This window comes from Schaedlerella sp., assembly GCF_056796775.1.
Window position 1 is genome coordinate 71,516 of record NZ_JBQIKP010000004.1, and the last position, 18,766, is coordinate 90,281.

The following is an 18,766-nucleotide window of genomic DNA, read 5'->3' on the forward strand; positions in this document are numbered from 1 at the left end:
GCAATCGGCGTTTACTTTTTTTCTCAGTCGTATTATGATATGGTTACAGGTCACACCTTGAAGGCGTGCCCTGTAACTCAGGCCGTCATTTAAAATTGCCTACGGCAATGGACGGCCTGAATCCCAGCTTTTATGTGCATCCTCCTGACCAATCAGCGTAGTGATTGGTCAGTGTGTGACATGTAACATAATATGATACAAGCGTCAGAAGATCATGCGTTTCATGCCTGCATAAAACGCATGACTTTGGGACGCAAAAAGCATCTGAAGGAGGAGATCCATGGAAATCGAACGCAAATATCTGATCGAACGCTCGAAGATCCCTTTTGACCCGAAGGACTATCCGTGCCGCAGGATCGAGCAGGGATACCTGTGCACCGAACCGGTCGTACGGATCCGGCGTGACAACGACGACTATTACCTGACTTACAAATCAAAGGGCCTTTTGGTCCGGGAAGAATACAATCTACCGCTTACCCGCGAGGCATATACCCACCTGATCGAAAAAGCAGACGGACATCTGATCACCAAGGACCGCTATGTCATCCCCCTGGACGGCGGCCTGAACATCGAGCTGGACTTTTTCTCCGGTTATCTGGACGGCATGATCTTTGCCGAGGTCGAATTTCCGGATGAAGCGGCTGCCAATTCCTTCCGGCCTCCAAGCTGGTTCGGTGAGGATGTCACCTGCTCCCCGCAATACCAGAACAGCACGCTGAGCCGGCTGTAATGCCCATAAACCGCACGCCTGCAGTGCCTTGCGGACACGGAAACCCAGATATACTATTTTGTATGCTTTTCAAATATTTTCTCCATTCTGTTGCATAATAACCCGTATCGGAAAATCATTGCTATAATTCAGGAAAGGAAATATGGTCTTTTTCAACATTCAACAGATTTTCCGGGAATCTTTTTCCCACTATACGGAGGTGCATCGTGGCGAATATACAGCTTGCATACAATTTAAAAAGATATCGTGAAGCATATGGATTCACTCAGCAGGCATTGGCTGAGAGGATCAGCATCTCCCGTCAGGCATATTCCAACTATGAGACCGCAAAAAGAGATCCGGATCTGGATCTGCTGACCAAGCTGTGCGAGGTCTATTCCATCACGCTGGACCAGCTGGTACGCACGCCGTTCTCCGAGGATGAGTTTAAGGAATCCATAGCTTCCTATCATATCTCCTATCGCAGCGGCACGAATGACATCCTCTATCTGACCGATGAGGAGATTCGGTTTGTATTGGAATACCGCGGCGCCGAATGGGAGCGTCAGCATCTTGTCGCATATGTATTGCATCAGATGAATCCCCAGGGCCGGTGACTCGATCACCTGCCCTGATTTTACGTCTATCCTGTATCTTACCTGCATCTGTTTTGAAAGAGGAATCTATTTCCCGGTCAAACCGTGTTTTTCTACTGGTATTTCGAAAATTTTGGAGAATTGTTATTGATTTTATCGCTTTATTATGTATAATATGATATTGAAGTTACAATGTCTGTTTCGCAGGAGAGGGCATCACATATCCTGCATATATGGACAAATATTGAAGAAGAGAGGTTTAATGAAGATGGCAGAACTCAATTTAAGTAAGTATGGTATTACCGGAACTACAGAAATTGTACACAATCCTTCATATGAAATGTTATTTGAAGAGGAAACAAGACCTGATCTGGAAGGTTTTGAAAAGGGCCAGGTAAGCGAACTGGGTGCAGTCAATGTAATGACTGGTATCTATACGGGCCGTTCACCCAAAGATAAGTTCATCGTTATGGATGAAAATTCAAAGGATACCGTATGGTGGACTTCCGATGAGTACAAAAATGACAACCATCCGGCTTCTGAAGAGACTTGGGCTGTTGTAAAGGATCTTGCTCTGAAAGAGCTCTCCAATAAGAGACTCTTTGTAGTAGACGCATTCTGCGGAACGAACGCTGATACCCGCATGGCAATCCGTTTTATCATGGAAGTTGCGTGGCAGGCACATTTTGTAAAGAACATGTTCATCCAGCCGACAGACGAAGAGCTGGCAAGCTTTGAGCCTGATTTCGTTGTTTACAACGCTTCCAAGGCAAAGGTTGAAAATTATAAAGAGTTAGGCCTGAATTCTGAGACAGCAGCAGTATTCAATATCACAAGCCGCGAGCAGGTTATCCTGAATACATGGTACGGCGGAGAGATGAAGAAGGGTATGTTCTCCATGATGAACTACTATCTGCCGCTCAAGGGCATCGCTTCCATGCACTGCTCCGCAAATACAGATATGAACGGCGAGAATACCGCTATCTTCTTCGGTCTTTCCGGAACCGGCAAGACAACGCTTTCCACAGACCCGAAGCGTCTCCTCATCGGTGATGACGAGCACGGCTGGGATGACAACGGCGTCTTCAACTTCGAAGGTGGCTGCTATGCGAAGGTCATCAACCTGGACAAGGAATCTGAGCCGGATATCTACAATGCGATCAAGCGCAACGCTCTGCTTGAGAACGTAACACTGGATGAGAACGGCAAGATTGATTTTAACGATAAGAGCGTGACAGAGAATACACGTGTATCCTATCCGATCGACCACATTGAAAAGATCGTGCGTCCGGTATCCGCGGCTCCTGCAGCGAAGGAAGTGATCTTCCTGTCCGCAGACGCGTTCGGCGTACTTCCTCCGGTATCCATCCTGACTCCGGAACAGACACAGTACTACTTCCTGTCAGGCTTTACCGCAAAGCTTGCCGGAACAGAGCGCGGTATCACAGAGCCGACACCGACCTTCTCCGCATGCTTCGGACAGGCATTCCTGGAACTGCATCCGACCAAGTACGGCGAAGAGCTGGTTAAGAGAATGGAAGCAAACGGCGCAAAGGCATATCTGGTAAATACCGGATGGAACGGCACAGGCAAGCGTATCACTATTAAGGATACCCGCGGTATCATCGACGCGATCTTAAGCGGCGATATCCTGAAAGCACCGACAAAGAAGATCCCGTACTTCAACTTCGAAGTTCCGACAGAGCTTCCGGGCGTAGATTCCGGTATTCTTGATCCGCGCGATACTTACGGCGATGCTGCTGAGTGGGAAACCAAGGCGAAGGATCTGGCGCAGAGATTCATCAAGAACTTTACAAAATATGAGGGCAATGACGCAGGCAAGGCTTTGGTTTCTGCTGGTCCTCAGTTATAAATTTCAATACGAGATTGATTGGATCCGACTAGAAGAAACAGGGGCAAAGGCTCCTGTTTCTTTCTTAGTAACTGTCCGGATTGATCCGCAAAACGTTTGCAGGATTTCTCCGCGCAGTCCCTTACTGCGGATCAGGAGGAACGAATATCCATGAAAACAAAAGCATTCAAAGCTGCCCTGCCTCATACGATCCCCATCTGCATCGGATTTCTCTTTCTGGGGATGTCCTATGGCTTTCTCATGCGGAGCAAGGGCTTTTCCTTTGTCTTTCCCATGTTCATGAGCCTGTTTATCTTTGCCGGTTCTATGGAATTTGTCACCGTGGGGCTGCTGCTGTCCGCTTTTCATCCGCTGCATGCCTTTTTTCTGGCGCTGATGGTCAACGCGAGGCATCTGTTTTACGGGATCTCCATGCTGGAAAAGTATAAGAATACGGGCTGGAAAAAACCCTATCTGATCTATGGGATGTGCGATGAGTCCTTTACGGTCAACTGTACCGTGACGCCGCCTCCGGATGTGGACAGGGGATGGTTTATGCTCTTTGTGACACTTCTGAATCAGATGTACTGGGTCGCGGGTGCGACCATGGGAGCCCTTCTAGGTTATGTTATCCATTTTGACACGACAGGCATCGAGTTCGTCATGACGGCGCTGTTTGTCGTCATGTTCATCAACCAGTGGGAGGAATCTAAGGATCACCGCCCGGCCCTCACCGGCCTGGGCTGTTCGCTTCTCTGCCTGCTGGTATTCGGAAGCCAGAGCTTTATCCTGCCTGCCATGGCCCTGATTATCCTGTGCTTTTCCATTGGCAGAAGGTACCATAAGAAGGAGGAGACACCATGACAACCGCACAGAGTATTCTCACGATCCTGGCTGTCGTGCTGGGAACCATGACGACACGGTTCCTTCCTTTTCTCATATTTCCAGAGGGCAAAGAGCCGCCCCGCTATATTACCTATCTCGGAACGGTCCTGCCCTATGCGGTGATCGGGCTGCTGGTGGTGTACTGCTTAAAGGATGCGTTCGGCGGCGGACATTTTGCCCTGCCGGAGCTGACCGCCATTCTTTTCATTGTTGGCCTGCATAAATGGAAAAAGAATACGCTGCTGAGCATCGGAGGCGGGACGATTATATATATGTTTCTGGTACAGACGATCTTTCGATAGTGTGATTGTTCCCAAAAACGGATTTCATAAGACCCGATTTTGCTGCTGATGAAGAGATACAGATTATACATACATGGAGGTTTTTAAAATGGAAAAGAAACTATCAAGAGAAGACGCATGGAAATTGTTGACGGATTACACAAAATCCCCGGCGCTGCAGCAGCACGCCATGGCCGTAGAAGCTGTAATGGCCCATTTCGGGCGCCTGAGCGGCGAGGATGAGGAAGTCTGGGGTGTAGCCGGGCTGCTGCACGACCTGGATTATGAACAGTTCCCGGAGGAGCATTGCAAAAAGGCCGAAGAGATCATGCGTGAGCATGGAATTGACGAGGTCTATATCCGCGCCATGAGCTGCCACGGATACGGAATCTGTACGGACACAAAGCCGGAAAGCCAGATGGAGAAGGTGCTGTATACGATCGATGAGCTGACCGGCCTGATCAATGCGGCATGTCTGATGCGTCCCTCCAAAAGCGTATTGGATCTGGAGGTGAAGTCCGTAAAGAAAAAATTCAAGGACAAACGCTTTGCCGCCGGCGTAGACCGCGACGTCATCCGCAAGGGCTGTGAAATGCTGGGGATGGAGCTGGATGAGGTGATCCGGGAGACCATTGAAGGGATGAAGGAAAAGGCGGAGGAGATTGGGTTGAAGGGGAATCTGTAAAGCTTCCCTCAAGCCTGCGGCCGTATCGTTGACGTACGGCCGCAGGCCGGAAAAATCACCTCTGCCTACTTGATCGTTTTTAAAATTTTTTGGGCACATTTATCGTCCATGATCAAGGTTCCAATATAGTTCCCTCTGACTGCCCCCAACACTGCTTCCGCTTTTTGCTCTCCCACAGCGATGCATATTGCAGGATACTGCGTTGAGATGTATGACGCACCGGACAAGTGTCCTAAGTGGACCGATGATGAAAATTATTATACCGAGATCTGGATCCCTGTCAAAAAGAAATAAGATTTTTCCCCCTGCCCTGCTGCTGGTGTACTGCTTGCAGCAAGGCAGGGGGATTCCTGCTTTTCATTTTATGAGCGCTTCACGCCTCAGATGCTCCCGGATCAGCAACGGCTGTATGTCAGGATATGTCCACGCCTCCGGCAGCTCTTCAAAGAACTCCACCTTTTCTATCTCGCTGTGCAGTTCCTGTTCAAACTTCCTGATCTCTGCATAGTACAGCATCCCAAAGGTCTCTTCCCCCGTCTGATTGACCCGTGTCCGCCCGATCACGGAGTAAACGCAGACAGGACGGAGGTCGTATTCTACAGCACCTGTCTCTTCATATAATTCCCGTTTTGCGGTTTCCAGGATACTTTCATGTTCTTCTCTGTGGCCGCCGGGCACTTCGTATGTATTTCTGTCTTTGTGCTTACAGAATACCCATTTTCCATCTGCCCTGGAAATAATGACGGCGAATTTTAAATCCGAATCTTCCACTGTCGGGCCGCTGAAAGGCTCCCCGTTATTCATCTCCCTGCAGGACGAACGTACTTCGTCCGATAAGGGATAAAATTTCACTTCCATTCGTTCTTCTCCCAGTCAATTACAACATCCATCTGCGAAAACACTCAACTGTACGGTTAGATGCTCTAAAGAACGTCCACCCTGCTCATTCATTCGCAAAAACCTTGCTGACGCACGCTTACGTCTGCCAACACAGCTGTACGGTCAGAAAATGCTCAGCTGCGGGTTCCGAAAAGATTTCACTTTCCTGTCTGTCACCCGGTCCTCCAGGCCAATCCTTCCGCAGAGCAGCGGCGAATCCGCATCATAGCATGCTATGCATTTTCGCACCTGTTCCCCGCTAAAATTCGCATAGCAATACCGGCACCCATTTCCGCAGGTATTGTAGGCTCCCACATCAATACTTTCACAGCAGCCGCAGGCTTCTCGCTGGTTTTTGTCCTTTTCCGCGCTCAGTGAACATCCCGCAATCTTCTCGATCTGCTTTTTGTCAATACAGCTTCCGTGCCGGATTCCCACATCCTTCAGATCAATCTGCTCCGCACAGGTTTCGATCACCAGCCCGCAGCAATCTGCAATCTGCGACATTCCCTTCGCAATTTCCGTCATTTCTTCCCTGCTCAGGTTCTTTATATGCAGATCCTTTGTATTGCGCAGCGTTTTCGCATAAAAATCCACAAAGCTGATGACCGCCTTTTCCGTGTAGCCTTTGAGACAGCCGGCGATCTCTTCAAATGCTTTCAAGTGATATTCCATCGTATACCTGTCATTTACCAGGATCGGATCGTACCGCCAGACGACTCTCTCCTTCCCCACTTTTTCAGATAATCTCTGAAATGTACCGATCAGCTCTTTCCTTTTATCCGGAAGCCCCGGTTCGATATCCCTTCCATATCCCGTCAGCGTAAACTGAAAATAAAAGGGATATTCCCGCAGCTCATCCAGTCTTTCCAGCATCGGCGCCGGATTTTTGCTCCAGAACACGATGCAGTCCACCACATCCGGAGACAGAGCGATCCTGCTCACCTGACGGGGATTCATCGGGTTTCTGACATACAGAAAGCCTTCCCGGATCCGCCGGAAAAACCACTCCGCATAGAAGGCGGGGATATCTGTTCTTCTGCTGACGCTTAAGATCATAATATTTTTATCCTTTTTTACTGCACTGGAGACATTCAAAACGTATCTTCCCTTGCCTTTGCCCTGAATTGCCTTAATCAAGCCCTGTGCCTCCATCATTTTAAAAACCGCAGTCTCCTGACGGAAACTGCGATTTTTTATTTTTCACCGTTCTCAAACAGATGCCGGATCAGCATATGCCCCTTCTCCACCAGGATCCCGCTCTCCTGCCCGGTCTTTTCATCATACCGGACCGCTTTGCCGCCCAGATCCGCCGTGCTGTCATACAGCAGATAGGGAACCGGATCTCCGACATGGGTGCGCACCCGGACCGGAGTCGGATGATCGGGCAGTACCAGCATGCGGAAGTCCATACCTTCCGCTTCCAGGGTTTCCGCGATCGGGCCGATGATCTGCGCATCGATCCGCTCAATCGCCGTGATCTTATCCGTAAAGCTCCCCTGATGTCCCATCTCGTCCGGAGCCTCGATATGGATATACACAAAATCCATATCCCCCCGGAGCGCGTCTATGGCTGCCTGTCCCTTGCCCGTGTAGTTCGTATCCAGGCCGCCGTTGGCGCCTTCCACGGTGATATTGCGCATTCCTGCGCCCACCGCGATGCCTTTCAGCAGATCCACAGCGGATACCATGGCGCCCTTCAGATGATGCTCCTGCTCAAAGGAGGTCAGCGCGGGCCGGGTGCCGGCTCCCCAGAACCAGGCGGAGTTGGCCGGGTTCAGTCCCTGTTCCTTCCGCTTCACATTGATGGGATGGTTGGAAAGAATGTCATAGCTCTTCACCATCATCTCCCGGAGCACCGGGTCTGCCGGCAGGTATTCCCCAATTCGCCGGGTCAATATATCATGGGGCGCGGTCAGCTCCACCACTCTGCCCTGCTTCCAGATCAGCAGATGCCGGTAGCTGGTTCCCGCATAAAACTCATACCCGTCCCGCTTCAATCCTTCCTTCAATGCCTCAATCAGGACTGCCGCGTCCTTACTGCTGATCTCTCCTGCGCTGTGATCCAGAATCCGCCGGTCCTCGTAGTTTTCTTCCTCCTCAGACAGTGTCACCACATTGCAGCGGAACGACACGTCATCCTCTTTCATATCCACCCCGATACTCAGCGCTTCCAGCGGGGAACGCCCGGAATAGTATTTAACCGGGTCGTATCCGATGACCGACAGGTTGGCCGTATCGCTGCCCGGAGACATCCCCTCCGGCACCGTCCGCGCCATGCCGATCTCGGAGCGGGGCGCCAGCCGGTCCATATGGGGCGTGCGCGCCGCTTCCAGAGGCGTCCTTCCATCCAGCTCCGGCAGCGGTTCATCCGCCATCCCGTCGCACAAAACAATTACATATTTTTTCATCATACCCCACTACCCTTCCACACGGATCCTGTGAAGGATCCCCGGGAACTCTTTTGCATTTTCCTCGTAAGCCCGCTCGGTCAGCACGCCGGTCAGGAATCCGAATTCCCCTTCCAAGCCGTCTGCCCTGACAATCTCCACCGGTCCAAATTTACTTTCCACGTGAGCTTTCAACGCCTCCGGCTCCCCGGAGATCCGGACAAAGAACCGTTTGCTCGTATCTTCAAAGGGAAGCAGTTCCAGCTTGTCGCTCTTCCACATGGTCATGATATTTCTGTGAAGATGCTTTGCCTCGTCCACCACGTCGGCCACCACCGCGCTGGCGGTGGGAAGCTTGCCGGCTCCGCTGCCGTAGAACATGGCGTCTCCGAGGACATTTCCATGGACAAAGATCGCGTTGAACACGTCATTGACACTGTACAGCGGATGCTCTTTTCTCAGCAGATACGGCGCAACCATGGCCTGCAGAAGATCTCCCTGCCGCTTGCTTGTTGCCAGCAGCTTGATGGTCATCCCCATGGCCTTCGCGTACATCATGTCCTCTTTGGTGATATGAGTGATGCCTTCGGTGTAAATGTCTTCGAAGTCTACCTGCTGCCCGGAGATCAGGGAGGACAGAATGGCGATCTTACGGCAGGCGTCATAGCCTTCCACATCCGCTTCCGGATTGCGCTCCGCATAGCCCTTCTCCTGTGCTTCTCTGAGCACATCGTCATAATCCGAGCCCTCATAGAACATTTTCGTCATCATATAGTTGGTAGTCCCGTTCAGGATACCGGTGATCTCTTCGATCTCGTCCGCCGTCATGGAGGAATTTAAGGGCCGGATGATCGGGATTCCGCCTCCTACGCTTGCCTCGAACAGGAAATTGATGTCCCGCTCCCGGGCAATGGACAAAAGCTCCGCCCCGTGCTTGGCAACCAGCGCCTTGTTCGAGGTAGCCACGCTTTTTCCGGCCAGGAGGCATTTTTTCACAAAGGTATAGGCCGGCTCAATCCCGCCCATAACCTCCACTACGATCTGAATCTCCGGATCATTTACAATGATGTCAAAATCATGGACGATCTTTTCCTGGATCGGATCCCCCGGGAAATCCCGCAGATCCAGCACATACTTGATACGGAGCTCGTCGCCGATCCTCTGGTTGATACGCGCCCCGTTGGTGTTGATCACCTCCACCACGCCGGAGCCTACCGTACCATACCCCATTACTGCTATATTTACCATCTTTTTCTCTCTTTCCTTTCTATTATTTACCGGAAGCGCTCAGATAGGCATTGATAAACGGATCAATATTGCCGTCCATCACGCTGCCCACATTGCTGATCTCCGCATTGGTCCGATGGTCCTTGACCATCGTGTATGGCTGCATCACGTAAGAGCGGATCTGATTTCCGAAATTGATGTCCTTGATATCTCCGCGGATATCAGACATCTTCTCCGCCTGCTCCTGCTGTTTCAGCACATACAGCTTGGATTTCAGCATCTGCATGGCCTTATCCTTGTTCTGGTGCTGGGAACGTTCATTCTGACACTGTACCACGATCCCAGTAGGAAGATGGGTGATCCGGATCGCCGAGGAGGTCTTGTTGATATGCTGGCCTCCCGCGCCGCTGGAGCGGTATGTATCAATCCGAAGGTCATCATCATTGATGTCGATCTCAATGTCATCCTCAATATCCGGGATCACGTCGCAGGAAGAAAAGGACGTCTGCCGCTTGCCCGCCGCATTGAACGGGGAAATCCGCACCAGGCGGTGTACTCCCTTCTCCGAGCGCAGGAAGCCGTAGGCATTCTCGCCGGACACCTCAAAGGTTACGCCCTTGATCCCGGCCACATCCCCTTCCAGATAATCCAGAACTTCCAGCGAAAAGCCTTTTTTCTCCGCCCACCGGCTGTACATCCGGTAAAGCATTCCTGTCCAGTCGCAGGACTCGGTTCCCCCGGCCCCCGCGTGCAGCGTCACGATGGCATTACTCTTATCGTACTCCCCGGTCAGAAGAGTCTGGATCCGCAGCTCTTCAAATTCCGCCTTGAAACGCTCCAGCTCCTCCTGAATCTCCGCGATCGTGTCCTCATCCGGCTCTTCCTCACTCATCTCGATCAGAAGCCCCAGATCCTCATGGTCCGCAAACATTCCCTCGATCTGTTTGACCGAATCCTGAAGGCTTTTCAGTTCCTTCATCGTGTGCTGGGATTCCTCCGGCTTATCCCAGAATCCCGGTTCTTCAATATTTCTTTCCAGCTCTTCGATTCTTTCCTTCTTTGACGCTAAGTCAAAGTGAATCCCTCAAATCTTTCAGCGGTTCTTCATATGCAAGCAGAGTTGCTTTTAATTCATCTAATAAAACCACCTTAATCACCTCTTTCATTTTAATTTTATTTTTTAGACTGTTCACGCGGCAGACCACAGACCCGTCTGCTGCCGTTCTGGATATGATCATTTCCTTCCGCAGCACTGCTTATACTTCTTGCCGCTGCCGCAGGGACACGGGTCGTTGGGATAGACCTTCTTCGTGTCACGCCGCTTTGGGGCGCGCGCCGCGCTGTCGTCCTTGTTGGTGCCGGTCACCTTGGCAACCTGCTCCCGCTCCACCTTCTGCTCTACCCGCACGTGGAACAGGGTACGGATGGTAATCTCGGCAATGGCATTGGTCATGCCGCCGAACATGTCGTATCCCATCATCTTGTACTCTACCAGAGGATCCCGGTTGCCGTATGCCTGCAGGCCGATTCCCTGACGAAGCTGATCCATGTCGTCGATGTGGTCCATCCATCTTCCGTCAATGGCCTTGAGCAGCACAACACGCTCCAATTCCCGGATATGCTCCGGCTCCGGGAACTCCGCTTCCTTCGCTTCGTATGCCTTGACAGCCCGTTCCTTGAGCAGATGCTTCAGCTCCTTCTGCTGCATGTCCTCGACTTCCTTTGCAGGCGGAAGCACAAGCTGCGGGATTACCCCATGGAGCGCCACATCCAGTCCGGCCAGGTCCCACTCTTCCGAATCCACTTCCGCGGATACATACCGGTCTACGGTATTCTCCACATACTCGGTGATCATATTGTAAACCGTGTCCCGCATGCTCTCTCCGTCCAGCACCCGGCGGCGTTCCCCGTAGATGATCTCCCTCTGTTCATTCATGACCTGATCATATTCCAGCAGGTTCTTACGGATTCCGAAGTTGTTGCTCTCTATCTTCTTCTGCGCCTTCTCAATGGCGCTGGAAAGCATCTTATGCTCGATCTGTTCGTCCTCTTCCACGCCCAGCGTATTGAACACGCCCATCAGCTTCTCGGAACCGAACAGACGCAGCAGGTCATCCTCCAGGGAAATGTAAAAGCGGGATTCTCCCGGGTCGCCCTGACGTCCGGAACGTCCCCGGAGCTGGTTGTCGATCCGCCGGGACTCGTGCCGCTCCGTACCGATGATCTTCAATCCGCCGGCTGCCTTGGCCTCCTCGTCCAGCTTGATATCCGTACCCCGGCCTGCCATGTTGGTGGCGATGGTCACAGCCCCGTGCAGCCCGGCGTCCGCCACGATCTCCGCTTCCATCTCATGGAACTTGGCATTCAGGACATTGTGCTGGATTCCCTGCTTTTTCAGCATTTTGCTCAAAAGCTCCGATACCTCGATGGTAATGGTACCCACCAGAACCGGCTGTCCTGTGGCATGGGCTTCCTTGACCGCTTCCACGACTGCCCGGTACTTTCCTTCCTTCGTCTTATAGACCGCGTCGTCCAAATCCTTCCTCTGAACCGGAAGGTTGGTGGGGATCTCCACGACGTCCATCCCGTAAATATCCCGGAATTCCTTTTCCTCTGTCAGCGCGGTACCGGTCATACCGCTTTTCTTCTCGAATTTATTGAACAGGTTCTGAAAGGTAATGGTGGCCAGGGTCTTGCTCTCCCGCCTAACCTTCACATGCTCCTTCGCTTCAATGGCCTGATGGAGTCCGTCCGAATAGCGTCGTCCCGGCATGATACGTCCGGTAAATTCGTCAACGATGACCACCTCTCCTTCCGGGGTCACCACATAATCCTGGTCGCGGAACATCAAATTGTGCGCCCGCAGCGCAAGGATGATGTTGTGCTGAACCTCTAAGTTCTCCGGATCGGCCAGGTTTTCCAGATGGAAGAACTTCTCCACCTTCTTCACACCGTCCTCGGTCAGGTTGACAGACTTTTCCTTTTCATTGACAATGTAATCTCCGGTCTCTTCGATCTCCTCTCCCATGATGGCATTCATCTTGGAAAATTCGCCGCTGGCCTCGCCCCGCTCCAGCTGTCTTGCCAGGATATCGCAGGCTTCATAGAGCTTTGTAGACTTGCCGCTCTGTCCGGAAATGATCAGCGGCGTCCTTGCCTCGTCAATCAGGACCGAGTCCACCTCGTCGATGATCGCGTAATGGAGTCCCCGCTGCACCAGCTGCTCCTTGTAGATGACCATGTTGTCGCGGAGATAATCAAATCCCAGTTCATTGTTGGTCACATAGGTGATATCACAGTTATACTGCTTACGGCGCTCGTCATTGTCCATGCTGTTGAGCACGACGCCCACTGTCAGTCCCAGGAATTCATGTACCTTGCCCATCCACTCCGCATCACGCTTTGCCAGATAGTCATTGACCGTGACAATGTGGACGCCTTCTCCCGGCAGCGCGTTCAGATATGCCGGCAGCGTAGATACCAGCGTCTTACCTTCTCCGGTCCTCATCTCCGCGATCCTGCCCTGATGCAGGATCACACCGCCGATCAGCTGAACCCGGTAATGCCGCATGCCTAAGCTTCTGACCGCCGCTTCCCTGACAGCCGCAAATGCCTCCGGCAGAAGGTCATCCAGGGTCTCGCCTTCCTCCAGCCGCGCCCGGAACTCCCGGGTCTTGCCCTTGAGCTCCTCATCACTGAGCGCCTGCATCTCAGGCTCCAATGCCTCGATCCGGTCTACGATCGGGTAAATACGCTTCAGTTCGTTTTCGCTGTGCGTACCAAATATTTTCTCTATCAAGCCCATAATCTGCAATTAACTCCTTCTTATGTTTATTCAGATTGTATTTTAACACTAACTTCTCTCAAATTCAACAGATTCATAGTTTATTAACAAACTCCAGGGGAAATTTGAAAAAAACCGCTGGACTTATCTTATATCAAATCCTGTGGATTTTCAAGTTGTTTTCATTCTGCAAAGCTCCCGGTAGGGGATATTTCCACCGAACAGATCCAGCGCGCTCCCGATGGTAAAGTCCAGCCTCCCGCCGCTGATCCCGCGGAAATGCTCCAGTTCCTCCATACTTCCGATGCCCCCTGCATAGGTCATCTCCGCACCGTTCCATTCTGCCAGCAGCCGTACCAGCTCTTCCTCCACTCCCGAGGACTTGCCCTCCACATCGACCCCGTGGATCAAAAATTCATCACACTCTCCCGCCAGTGCTTCCAATGTTCCCCGCTCCAGCTTTACCTCCGTAAAGGTCTGCCAGCGATCCGTCACAATATAGTATGCCCCGTCCCGCTTCCGGCAGCTTAAGTCCAGGACGATATGCTCCCGTCCCACCGCGCGCTTCAGCTTTTCCAGATTTTCCCTCTGAAACACTCCGTTTTGAAATACATAGGAGGTCACGATCACGTGGCTGGCGCCTGCTTCGAGAAAATCACCCGCATTGTCCGCTGTGATCCCTCCTCCGATCTGCAGGCCCCCGGGATATTCCCACAGCGCGGAAAATGCCTGCCTCCTGTCTGCCTCATAGTAGGGGGAATCCTGACCATTCAGAAGGATCATGTGCCCGCCCGCGAGCCCGTCCTTTCTGTACAGCTTCGCATAATAAGCCGCGTCCAGCTCCGAAGCAAAATTGGTCTTTGCCTGGTCTCCCTGATCCTTGAGGCTTCCTCCTACGATCTGTTTTACTTTTCCGTTATGTATATCAATACAAGGTCTGAACCTCATTTTTCCGCTCCTGTCCCTCTCTGTCTCACCGCACCGTTTACATGGAACTCCCTTTATTCAGATCGAAGATTACAAATATGATGTCGCATGAAAATATAAGGCGGATCCTGAAATATGGAAAAAGGAGCCGTACTGCATCCCCGGCTCCCCTGCCTTTGTACTATCCTCACGGCTGATGAAATCTGCCGCTCAGTATAGCTGCTGTCAGTTGTTACGCGTCAAACCTTGATCAGACGGTTCCTGTAACTATCTGTTATTGACGTCATCTGCCACATCATCAATGCCGTCCCTTACATCATCTATCGCATCCCCGATCACGCCGTCCCCTTCATTTCTGTCGGTGGTTCCGTTATTGTTGGTGGTTCCGTTATTCCCGTCGGTTCCATTGGTCGTATTGTTCTTGTTGGTTCCATTCGTCGTGTTGTTCTTATCGGTCCCGTTGTTCTTGTTGGTCCCGTTGGTGGTATTGTTTTTGTTGGTGCTGCTGTTCCCGCCGGTAGCATCATTCATATTGTCGTTCCGGTCCACATTCTCCGTGTCTGTCTGGTCCGCGCCATTGGTATCATTGTTCCTGCCGCAGGCAGTCATACTCCCGATCACACCGGTACATACCATTAATAATAGAAGCTTCTTATATCTTTTCATAGTTTTTTCTCCCTTTCAAAAAATATTTTTTCATACATGTAATATCCGCAAAGTTCCGGATACTATGTATGGAAATTTTTTCTAAAAATATTTTCCAAAGATACAAAAAACTATACCTTATGAAATGGCCGCCTGGCCATGATGGGATGCCCTTGGGCATACTCAGCCATCACTTTTTAACGCTTCTCCTTGATCTCACCGCTCCGGTACGCCGCGAGCAGCGCTTCCAGATCCGAGATCCGCTCTCTCAGGTCCATGCCTGCGTCCGTATCACCCACCAGCCGCCGTTCCATCACCCGCTTGATGATCACGCTCTCGGAGTGGATATCGCTTTCCCGCTCAATAGCCGCCTCTGTAGATTCGAAAGGCTCATGCGCCACCAGGCGAAGCCCGTAGGAATTATAGATCAGAGTATAGCCTGCGATCCCGGTCTCCTTCTGGTATGCCTTGGAAAATCCTCCGTCAATGACCATCACTTTGCCGTTGCATTTGACCGGGCTTTCTCCATTTTTACGCTTCACCGGAACATGGCCGTTGACGATGTAAGCGCTCTCCGGCGACAGACCGAATTCCCGCATCACATTGTCGATCACGTCCTCCTTTTCGAGAAGCTTATAATATGGGTTTTTCTTTTCCACATGGGTCTCCTTCTCCGCCAGGAAATACCGCTCGAAGGTAGCCATCTTGTCCTTGCCGAACAGCGGGGAATCCGGGCTCAGCCAGATATACCACATGATGTCCTTTCCGTTTTCCCGGTCCTGCTCGTCCAGAGCAAAGAAGCCCTTGCGCACATAGCGGTCCAGCGCGTCATACAGGGAACGCCCCTTGAAGGTATGTCCGAAAAGGCTCACCTCCCGCAGGCTCCCGTCCTCATTCAGCGGCACGCATCCGTGATACAGCAGGTTGTTGTTGTGCACCATGTAGAGGTTTCCCTTCGTCAGCAAAAGCCGCATATGCTCCTGCAGCTTCTCGCAGCCCAGAAACGCGCGTTCCAGGCGTTCCATCACTTCCTCTTCCTCCCCGGACAGCGCATACGGATCCTTCGGGTCAATGGTCGGGAAATTCATATCCAGCATAGCATATTCCTTTCCATTCAGGGTAATGGTTCCTTTCTCGTAATCAATCCTGTGGAGCAGTGCCCGGTCCTCCATGTGAAATCCCTTCTGCCGCTGGACGATCTGTCCCTCCATCTTAAACTGGATCACGGAGATTGCCTTATGGATCCGCAGGTTCATCTCCATCTCCGCTTTGCTGATCGTATTGTCCTGTCCTTTCAGGGTAAAGCAGGTACAGGGATCCGTCTCATAGACACGCATGGCAAAAGACGCCAGCGGCAGGAGATTGATGCCGTACCCGTCCTCCAGGATATCCAGATTTCCATAGCGCGCGCAGATCCGGATGGCATTGGCAATACAGCCCCGCTGCCCCGCCGCGGCCCCCATCCACAGCACATCATGATTCCCCCACTGAATATCCAGGGAATGGTAGTTCATCAGCTTGTCCATGATGATATGCGGTCCCGGTCCCCGGTCATAGATATCTCCCACAATATGAAGGTGATCCACGACCAGACGCTGGATCAAGGAGGAGATCGCCGCAATAAACCCTTCCGCCCTGCCGATCCGGATGATCGTCATGATGATCTCATTGTAGTAGGATTCCTTATCGTTGACCTCCGCCTTCTCCGTGATCAGCTCCTCAATGACATAGGCAAAATCCTTCGGCAGGGCTTTGCGCACCTTGGAGCGGGTATACTTGCTCGCCGCCCGCTTGCTCACCTCGATCAAGCGGTACAGGTTGACCTTGTACCAGTCCTCCATATTATCCTCTGTCTTCCTTACGATCCGCATCTTCTCCCTCGGATAATAGATCAGCGTCGCCAGAGACCGTTTTTCCTTTGTACTCAATGTATTGCCGAAGACCTCATCAATCTTGCGGCGCACAGACCCGGAACCGTTCTTCAGCACATGGGCAAATGCCTCGTACTCGCCGTGCATATCCGTAATAAAATGCTCCGTCCCCTTCGGCAGATTTAAAATCGCCTGTAAATTAATGATCTCCGTAGACGCCGCCGCGATCGTTGGGTACAAATCCGACAGCCGTTCCAGATATCTTGTCTCTAAATTCTTCATTCAAACGTCCCTCATTTGCGTCCTATGGAATATAGTTCCGCCCCTCCTAAAGCTGAATCACGTCGCTCATATCATACATCCCTGCCGGCTTTCCCGCCAGGAATTTCGCAGCCTCCACGGCTCCTTTGCCGAAAACGCTTCTGGAAAACGCGGTATGCTTAAACTCGATCACCTCGTCCACACCTGCAAAGATCACTTCATGCTCTCCCACGATCGTCCCGCCGCGGACCGCGGAAATCCCGATCTCCTTCCCGTCTCTCTTCTGACGCGCCTGGCTTCTGTCATATACATAGTGATATTCTCCGTTCAGCGCTTCGTTGATGGAATCCGCCAGCGCCAGCGCCGTACCGCTGGGGGCGTCCAGCTTCTGGTTATGATGGCGTTCCACCAGCTCCATGTCATATCCTGCCGGGGCAAGCACCTTTGCCGCGTCCTTCAGAAGCTTCAGCAGCAGATTGATCCCCATAGACATATTCGCGGACTTCAGGACCGCCGTTTTTTCCGATGCCTCGGCAATTTTTTTCAGCTGCTCCTCCGAATAGCCTGTGGAACAGAGCACCGCCGGGACCTGCTTTTCCACACAGTATGTCAGAACGTCCTCCAGCGCGGATGCCGTAGAGAAGTCAATCACCACATCCGCGCTGACATCGCATTTTGCGATCGTGTCAAAGACCGGATAGGGATTCTGCACCTCCTGATAGGTGTCTACTCCCGCCGCGATTGAGATTCCCGGATCCTCCTTCACCAGGCCGGTGATCATCTGTCCCATCCTCCCATTGCATCCATGCATCAAAACATTTATCATGTTGTTCTCCTCCTCGTCTATGATATGAGCCTGCCGCCCGAAAAAAGTCTCAATTCACGGCCTGACCGGCCGCGAATAGTAACCCAAAAGGTCTCAGACATAAATAAAGGATATCACATTTGAGAAGATTCCTCAATAAATGATATCCCTTTAACAAACTTTTCACTTTTCATAGGACTGCTATTTTAAACGATTCTATATTGCTCTCTTCTAATCCTCCTCCGGGCATTCCAGCTTGCTGACGGATACCTCGTATGCCGTCCGCGTCTCTGTCTCTGTTTCTGATATTTTTTTCACATAATCCCGGCTCTGGATCCTGCCCAATATCCGGACATGCTCCCCCACCTCGAAGCCGGACGCGTAGCGCGCGTTCCTGCCCCAGCAGATACAGGGGATATAATCTGATTTTCCATAGGGGCGGTTCACTGCCAGAAGCAGATCCGCGATCTCCCTCCCAAGCGGTGTCTTCCGATAAATGGGCTTTTTGCAGATGTAGCCCTCCAGAAGGATATGGTTGGTCTTTGCCCCGTCCAGCTCCTCCTCGATAAATTCTGCTTCCCGTACAAACACGGACAGTACAAGGCGGTTCTTCTGCTCCTCATGCCTGTTGTAGGATCGGAACTGTCCGGATACCATGATAAATTCTCCGGTGTAATCCTGTGTCACGTCAATCAGCCGTTCTGAGATCATCAGCGGGATCCGGTCCTCGGAATTGCTCAGCCGACGTACCAGCACGTCTACCATATAAAAGCCTTCTCCGAAGACTTCATGGCTGTATGTAAATCCGGACGCCACCTCACCCATGATCGTTACCTGGTTGTTTTCAATAATCTTATCTGACATAATTTATAGGTCTCCCTTCCTCTGTGCGGTATTTTTGAGTCACTACTAATTTTATGTCGGGCTGTCTCCGGATAGAACAAAAATCCCCCCTAAATCGTTCGACAT

At 51.7% G+C, this 18,766-nt stretch carries 18 protein-coding genes; 6 read left to right on the forward strand and 12 right to left on the reverse strand.

Annotation, left to right across the window (positions count from 1 at the left end; genetic code table 11):
• The first annotated feature begins 280 nt into the window (after positions 1–280).
• The 6 genes from ACTOY7_RS03440 (at position 281) to ACTOY7_RS03465 (ending at position 5,008) form a co-directional block, all read left to right on the forward strand.
• On the forward strand, positions 281–730 hold the full coding sequence (locus ACTOY7_RS03440) for a CYTH domain-containing protein (RefSeq protein ID WP_160281536.1): 450 nt from the start codon (positions 281–283) through the stop codon (positions 728–730).
• Positions 731–936: 206 nt separating this feature from the next.
• Positions 937–1,326: a helix-turn-helix transcriptional regulator gene (locus ACTOY7_RS03445; protein ID WP_160281535.1), complete on the forward strand. Its 390-nt coding sequence runs from the start codon at positions 937–939 to the stop codon at positions 1,324–1,326.
• 247 nt (positions 1,327–1,573) lie between these two features.
• Positions 1,574–3,178 (forward strand): phosphoenolpyruvate carboxykinase (ATP), encoded by a 1,605-nt coding sequence (gene pckA, locus ACTOY7_RS03450; RefSeq protein WP_160281569.1) that lies wholly within the window; start codon positions 1,574–1,576, stop codon positions 3,176–3,178.
• 150 nt (positions 3,179–3,328) lie between these two features.
• Complete coding sequence (locus tag ACTOY7_RS03455; protein ID WP_300886031.1) at positions 3,329–4,021, forward strand: AzlC family ABC transporter permease; 693 nt, start codon at positions 3,329–3,331, stop codon at positions 4,019–4,021.
• Positions 4,018–4,344, forward strand: coding sequence for a branched-chain amino acid transporter permease (locus ACTOY7_RS03460; RefSeq protein ID WP_160281533.1), 327 nt, complete (start codon positions 4,018–4,020; stop codon positions 4,342–4,344). The genes ACTOY7_RS03455 and ACTOY7_RS03460 overlap by 4 nt, the downstream gene beginning before the upstream one ends.
• Before the next feature lie 88 nt (positions 4,345–4,432).
• Positions 4,433–5,008 carry an HDIG domain-containing metalloprotein gene (locus ACTOY7_RS03465; RefSeq protein ID WP_482670426.1) on the forward strand — a complete coding sequence of 192 codons (576 nt, stop codon included), beginning with the start codon at positions 4,433–4,435 and terminating at the stop codon, positions 5,006–5,008.
• Positions 5,009–5,073: 65 nt separating this feature from the next.
• On the opposite strand, the gene ACTOY7_RS03470 is transcribed toward ACTOY7_RS03465, so the two are convergent.
• The 12 genes from ACTOY7_RS03470 to ACTOY7_RS03525 all read right to left on the reverse strand — a co-directional run bounded on the left by ACTOY7_RS03470 (position 5,074) and on the right by ACTOY7_RS03525 (position 18,661).
• A complete protein-coding gene (locus ACTOY7_RS03470; RefSeq protein ID WP_394683882.1) occupies positions 5,074–5,184 on the reverse strand; it encodes a sugar-binding domain-containing protein in 111 nt (36 codons plus the stop codon).
• 181 nt (positions 5,185–5,365) lie between these two features.
• Positions 5,366–5,866 (reverse strand): NUDIX hydrolase, encoded by a 501-nt coding sequence (locus ACTOY7_RS03475; protein WP_160281530.1) that lies wholly within the window; start codon positions 5,864–5,866, stop codon positions 5,366–5,368.
• 144 nt (positions 5,867–6,010) lie between these two features.
• A complete protein-coding gene (locus ACTOY7_RS03480; protein ID WP_300886033.1) occupies positions 6,011–6,946 on the reverse strand; it encodes a DUF1848 domain-containing protein in 936 nt (311 codons plus the stop codon).
• 137 nt (positions 6,947–7,083) lie between these two features.
• On the reverse strand, positions 7,084–8,301 hold the full coding sequence (locus ACTOY7_RS03485) for a cofactor-independent phosphoglycerate mutase (RefSeq protein WP_160281529.1): 1,218 nt from the start codon (positions 8,299–8,301) through the stop codon (positions 7,084–7,086).
• Positions 8,302–8,307: 6 nt separating this feature from the next.
• A complete protein-coding gene (locus ACTOY7_RS03490) occupies positions 8,308–9,525 on the reverse strand; it encodes a homoserine dehydrogenase (RefSeq protein WP_300886030.1) in 1,218 nt (405 codons plus the stop codon).
• A gap of 22 nt (positions 9,526–9,547) precedes the next feature.
• Positions 9,548–10,652 (reverse strand): peptide chain release factor 2 gene (gene prfB / locus ACTOY7_RS03495; protein ID WP_160281567.1). Its coding sequence is split into 2 segments (ribosomal slippage): positions 9,548–10,576 and positions 10,578–10,652, totalling 1,104 coding nucleotides; the frame shifts between segments, so codons are not numbered across the junction.
• Between the two features lie 86 nt (positions 10,653–10,738).
• On the reverse strand, positions 10,739–13,309 hold the full coding sequence (secA, locus tag ACTOY7_RS03500; protein ID WP_394683883.1) for a preprotein translocase subunit SecA: 2,571 nt from the start codon (positions 13,307–13,309) through the stop codon (positions 10,739–10,741).
• 150 nt (positions 13,310–13,459) lie between these two features.
• Positions 13,460–14,236 carry a phosphoribosylformimino-5-aminoimidazole carboxamide ribotide isomerase gene (gene hisA / locus ACTOY7_RS03505; protein WP_482670425.1) on the reverse strand — a complete coding sequence of 259 codons (777 nt, stop codon included), beginning with the start codon at positions 14,234–14,236 and terminating at the stop codon, positions 13,460–13,462.
• Between the two features lie 246 nt (positions 14,237–14,482).
• On the reverse strand, positions 14,483–14,881 hold the full coding sequence (locus ACTOY7_RS03510) for a hypothetical protein (RefSeq protein WP_394683885.1): 399 nt from the start codon (positions 14,879–14,881) through the stop codon (positions 14,483–14,485).
• Between the two features lie 176 nt (positions 14,882–15,057).
• Positions 15,058–17,013, reverse strand: a complete 1,956-nt coding sequence (locus ACTOY7_RS03515) for a fructose-1,6-bisphosphatase (protein WP_482670424.1) — start codon at positions 17,011–17,013, stop codon at positions 15,058–15,060.
• A gap of 46 nt (positions 17,014–17,059) precedes the next feature.
• Positions 17,060–17,818 carry a 4-hydroxy-tetrahydrodipicolinate reductase gene (gene dapB / locus ACTOY7_RS03520; RefSeq protein WP_300886237.1) on the reverse strand — a complete coding sequence of 253 codons (759 nt, stop codon included), beginning with the start codon at positions 17,816–17,818 and terminating at the stop codon, positions 17,060–17,062.
• 210 nt (positions 17,819–18,028) lie between these two features.
• Positions 18,029–18,661 (reverse strand): single-stranded DNA-binding protein, encoded by a 633-nt coding sequence (locus ACTOY7_RS03525; protein WP_016296540.1) that lies wholly within the window; start codon positions 18,659–18,661, stop codon positions 18,029–18,031.
• Positions 18,662–18,766: the final 105 nt, after the last annotated feature.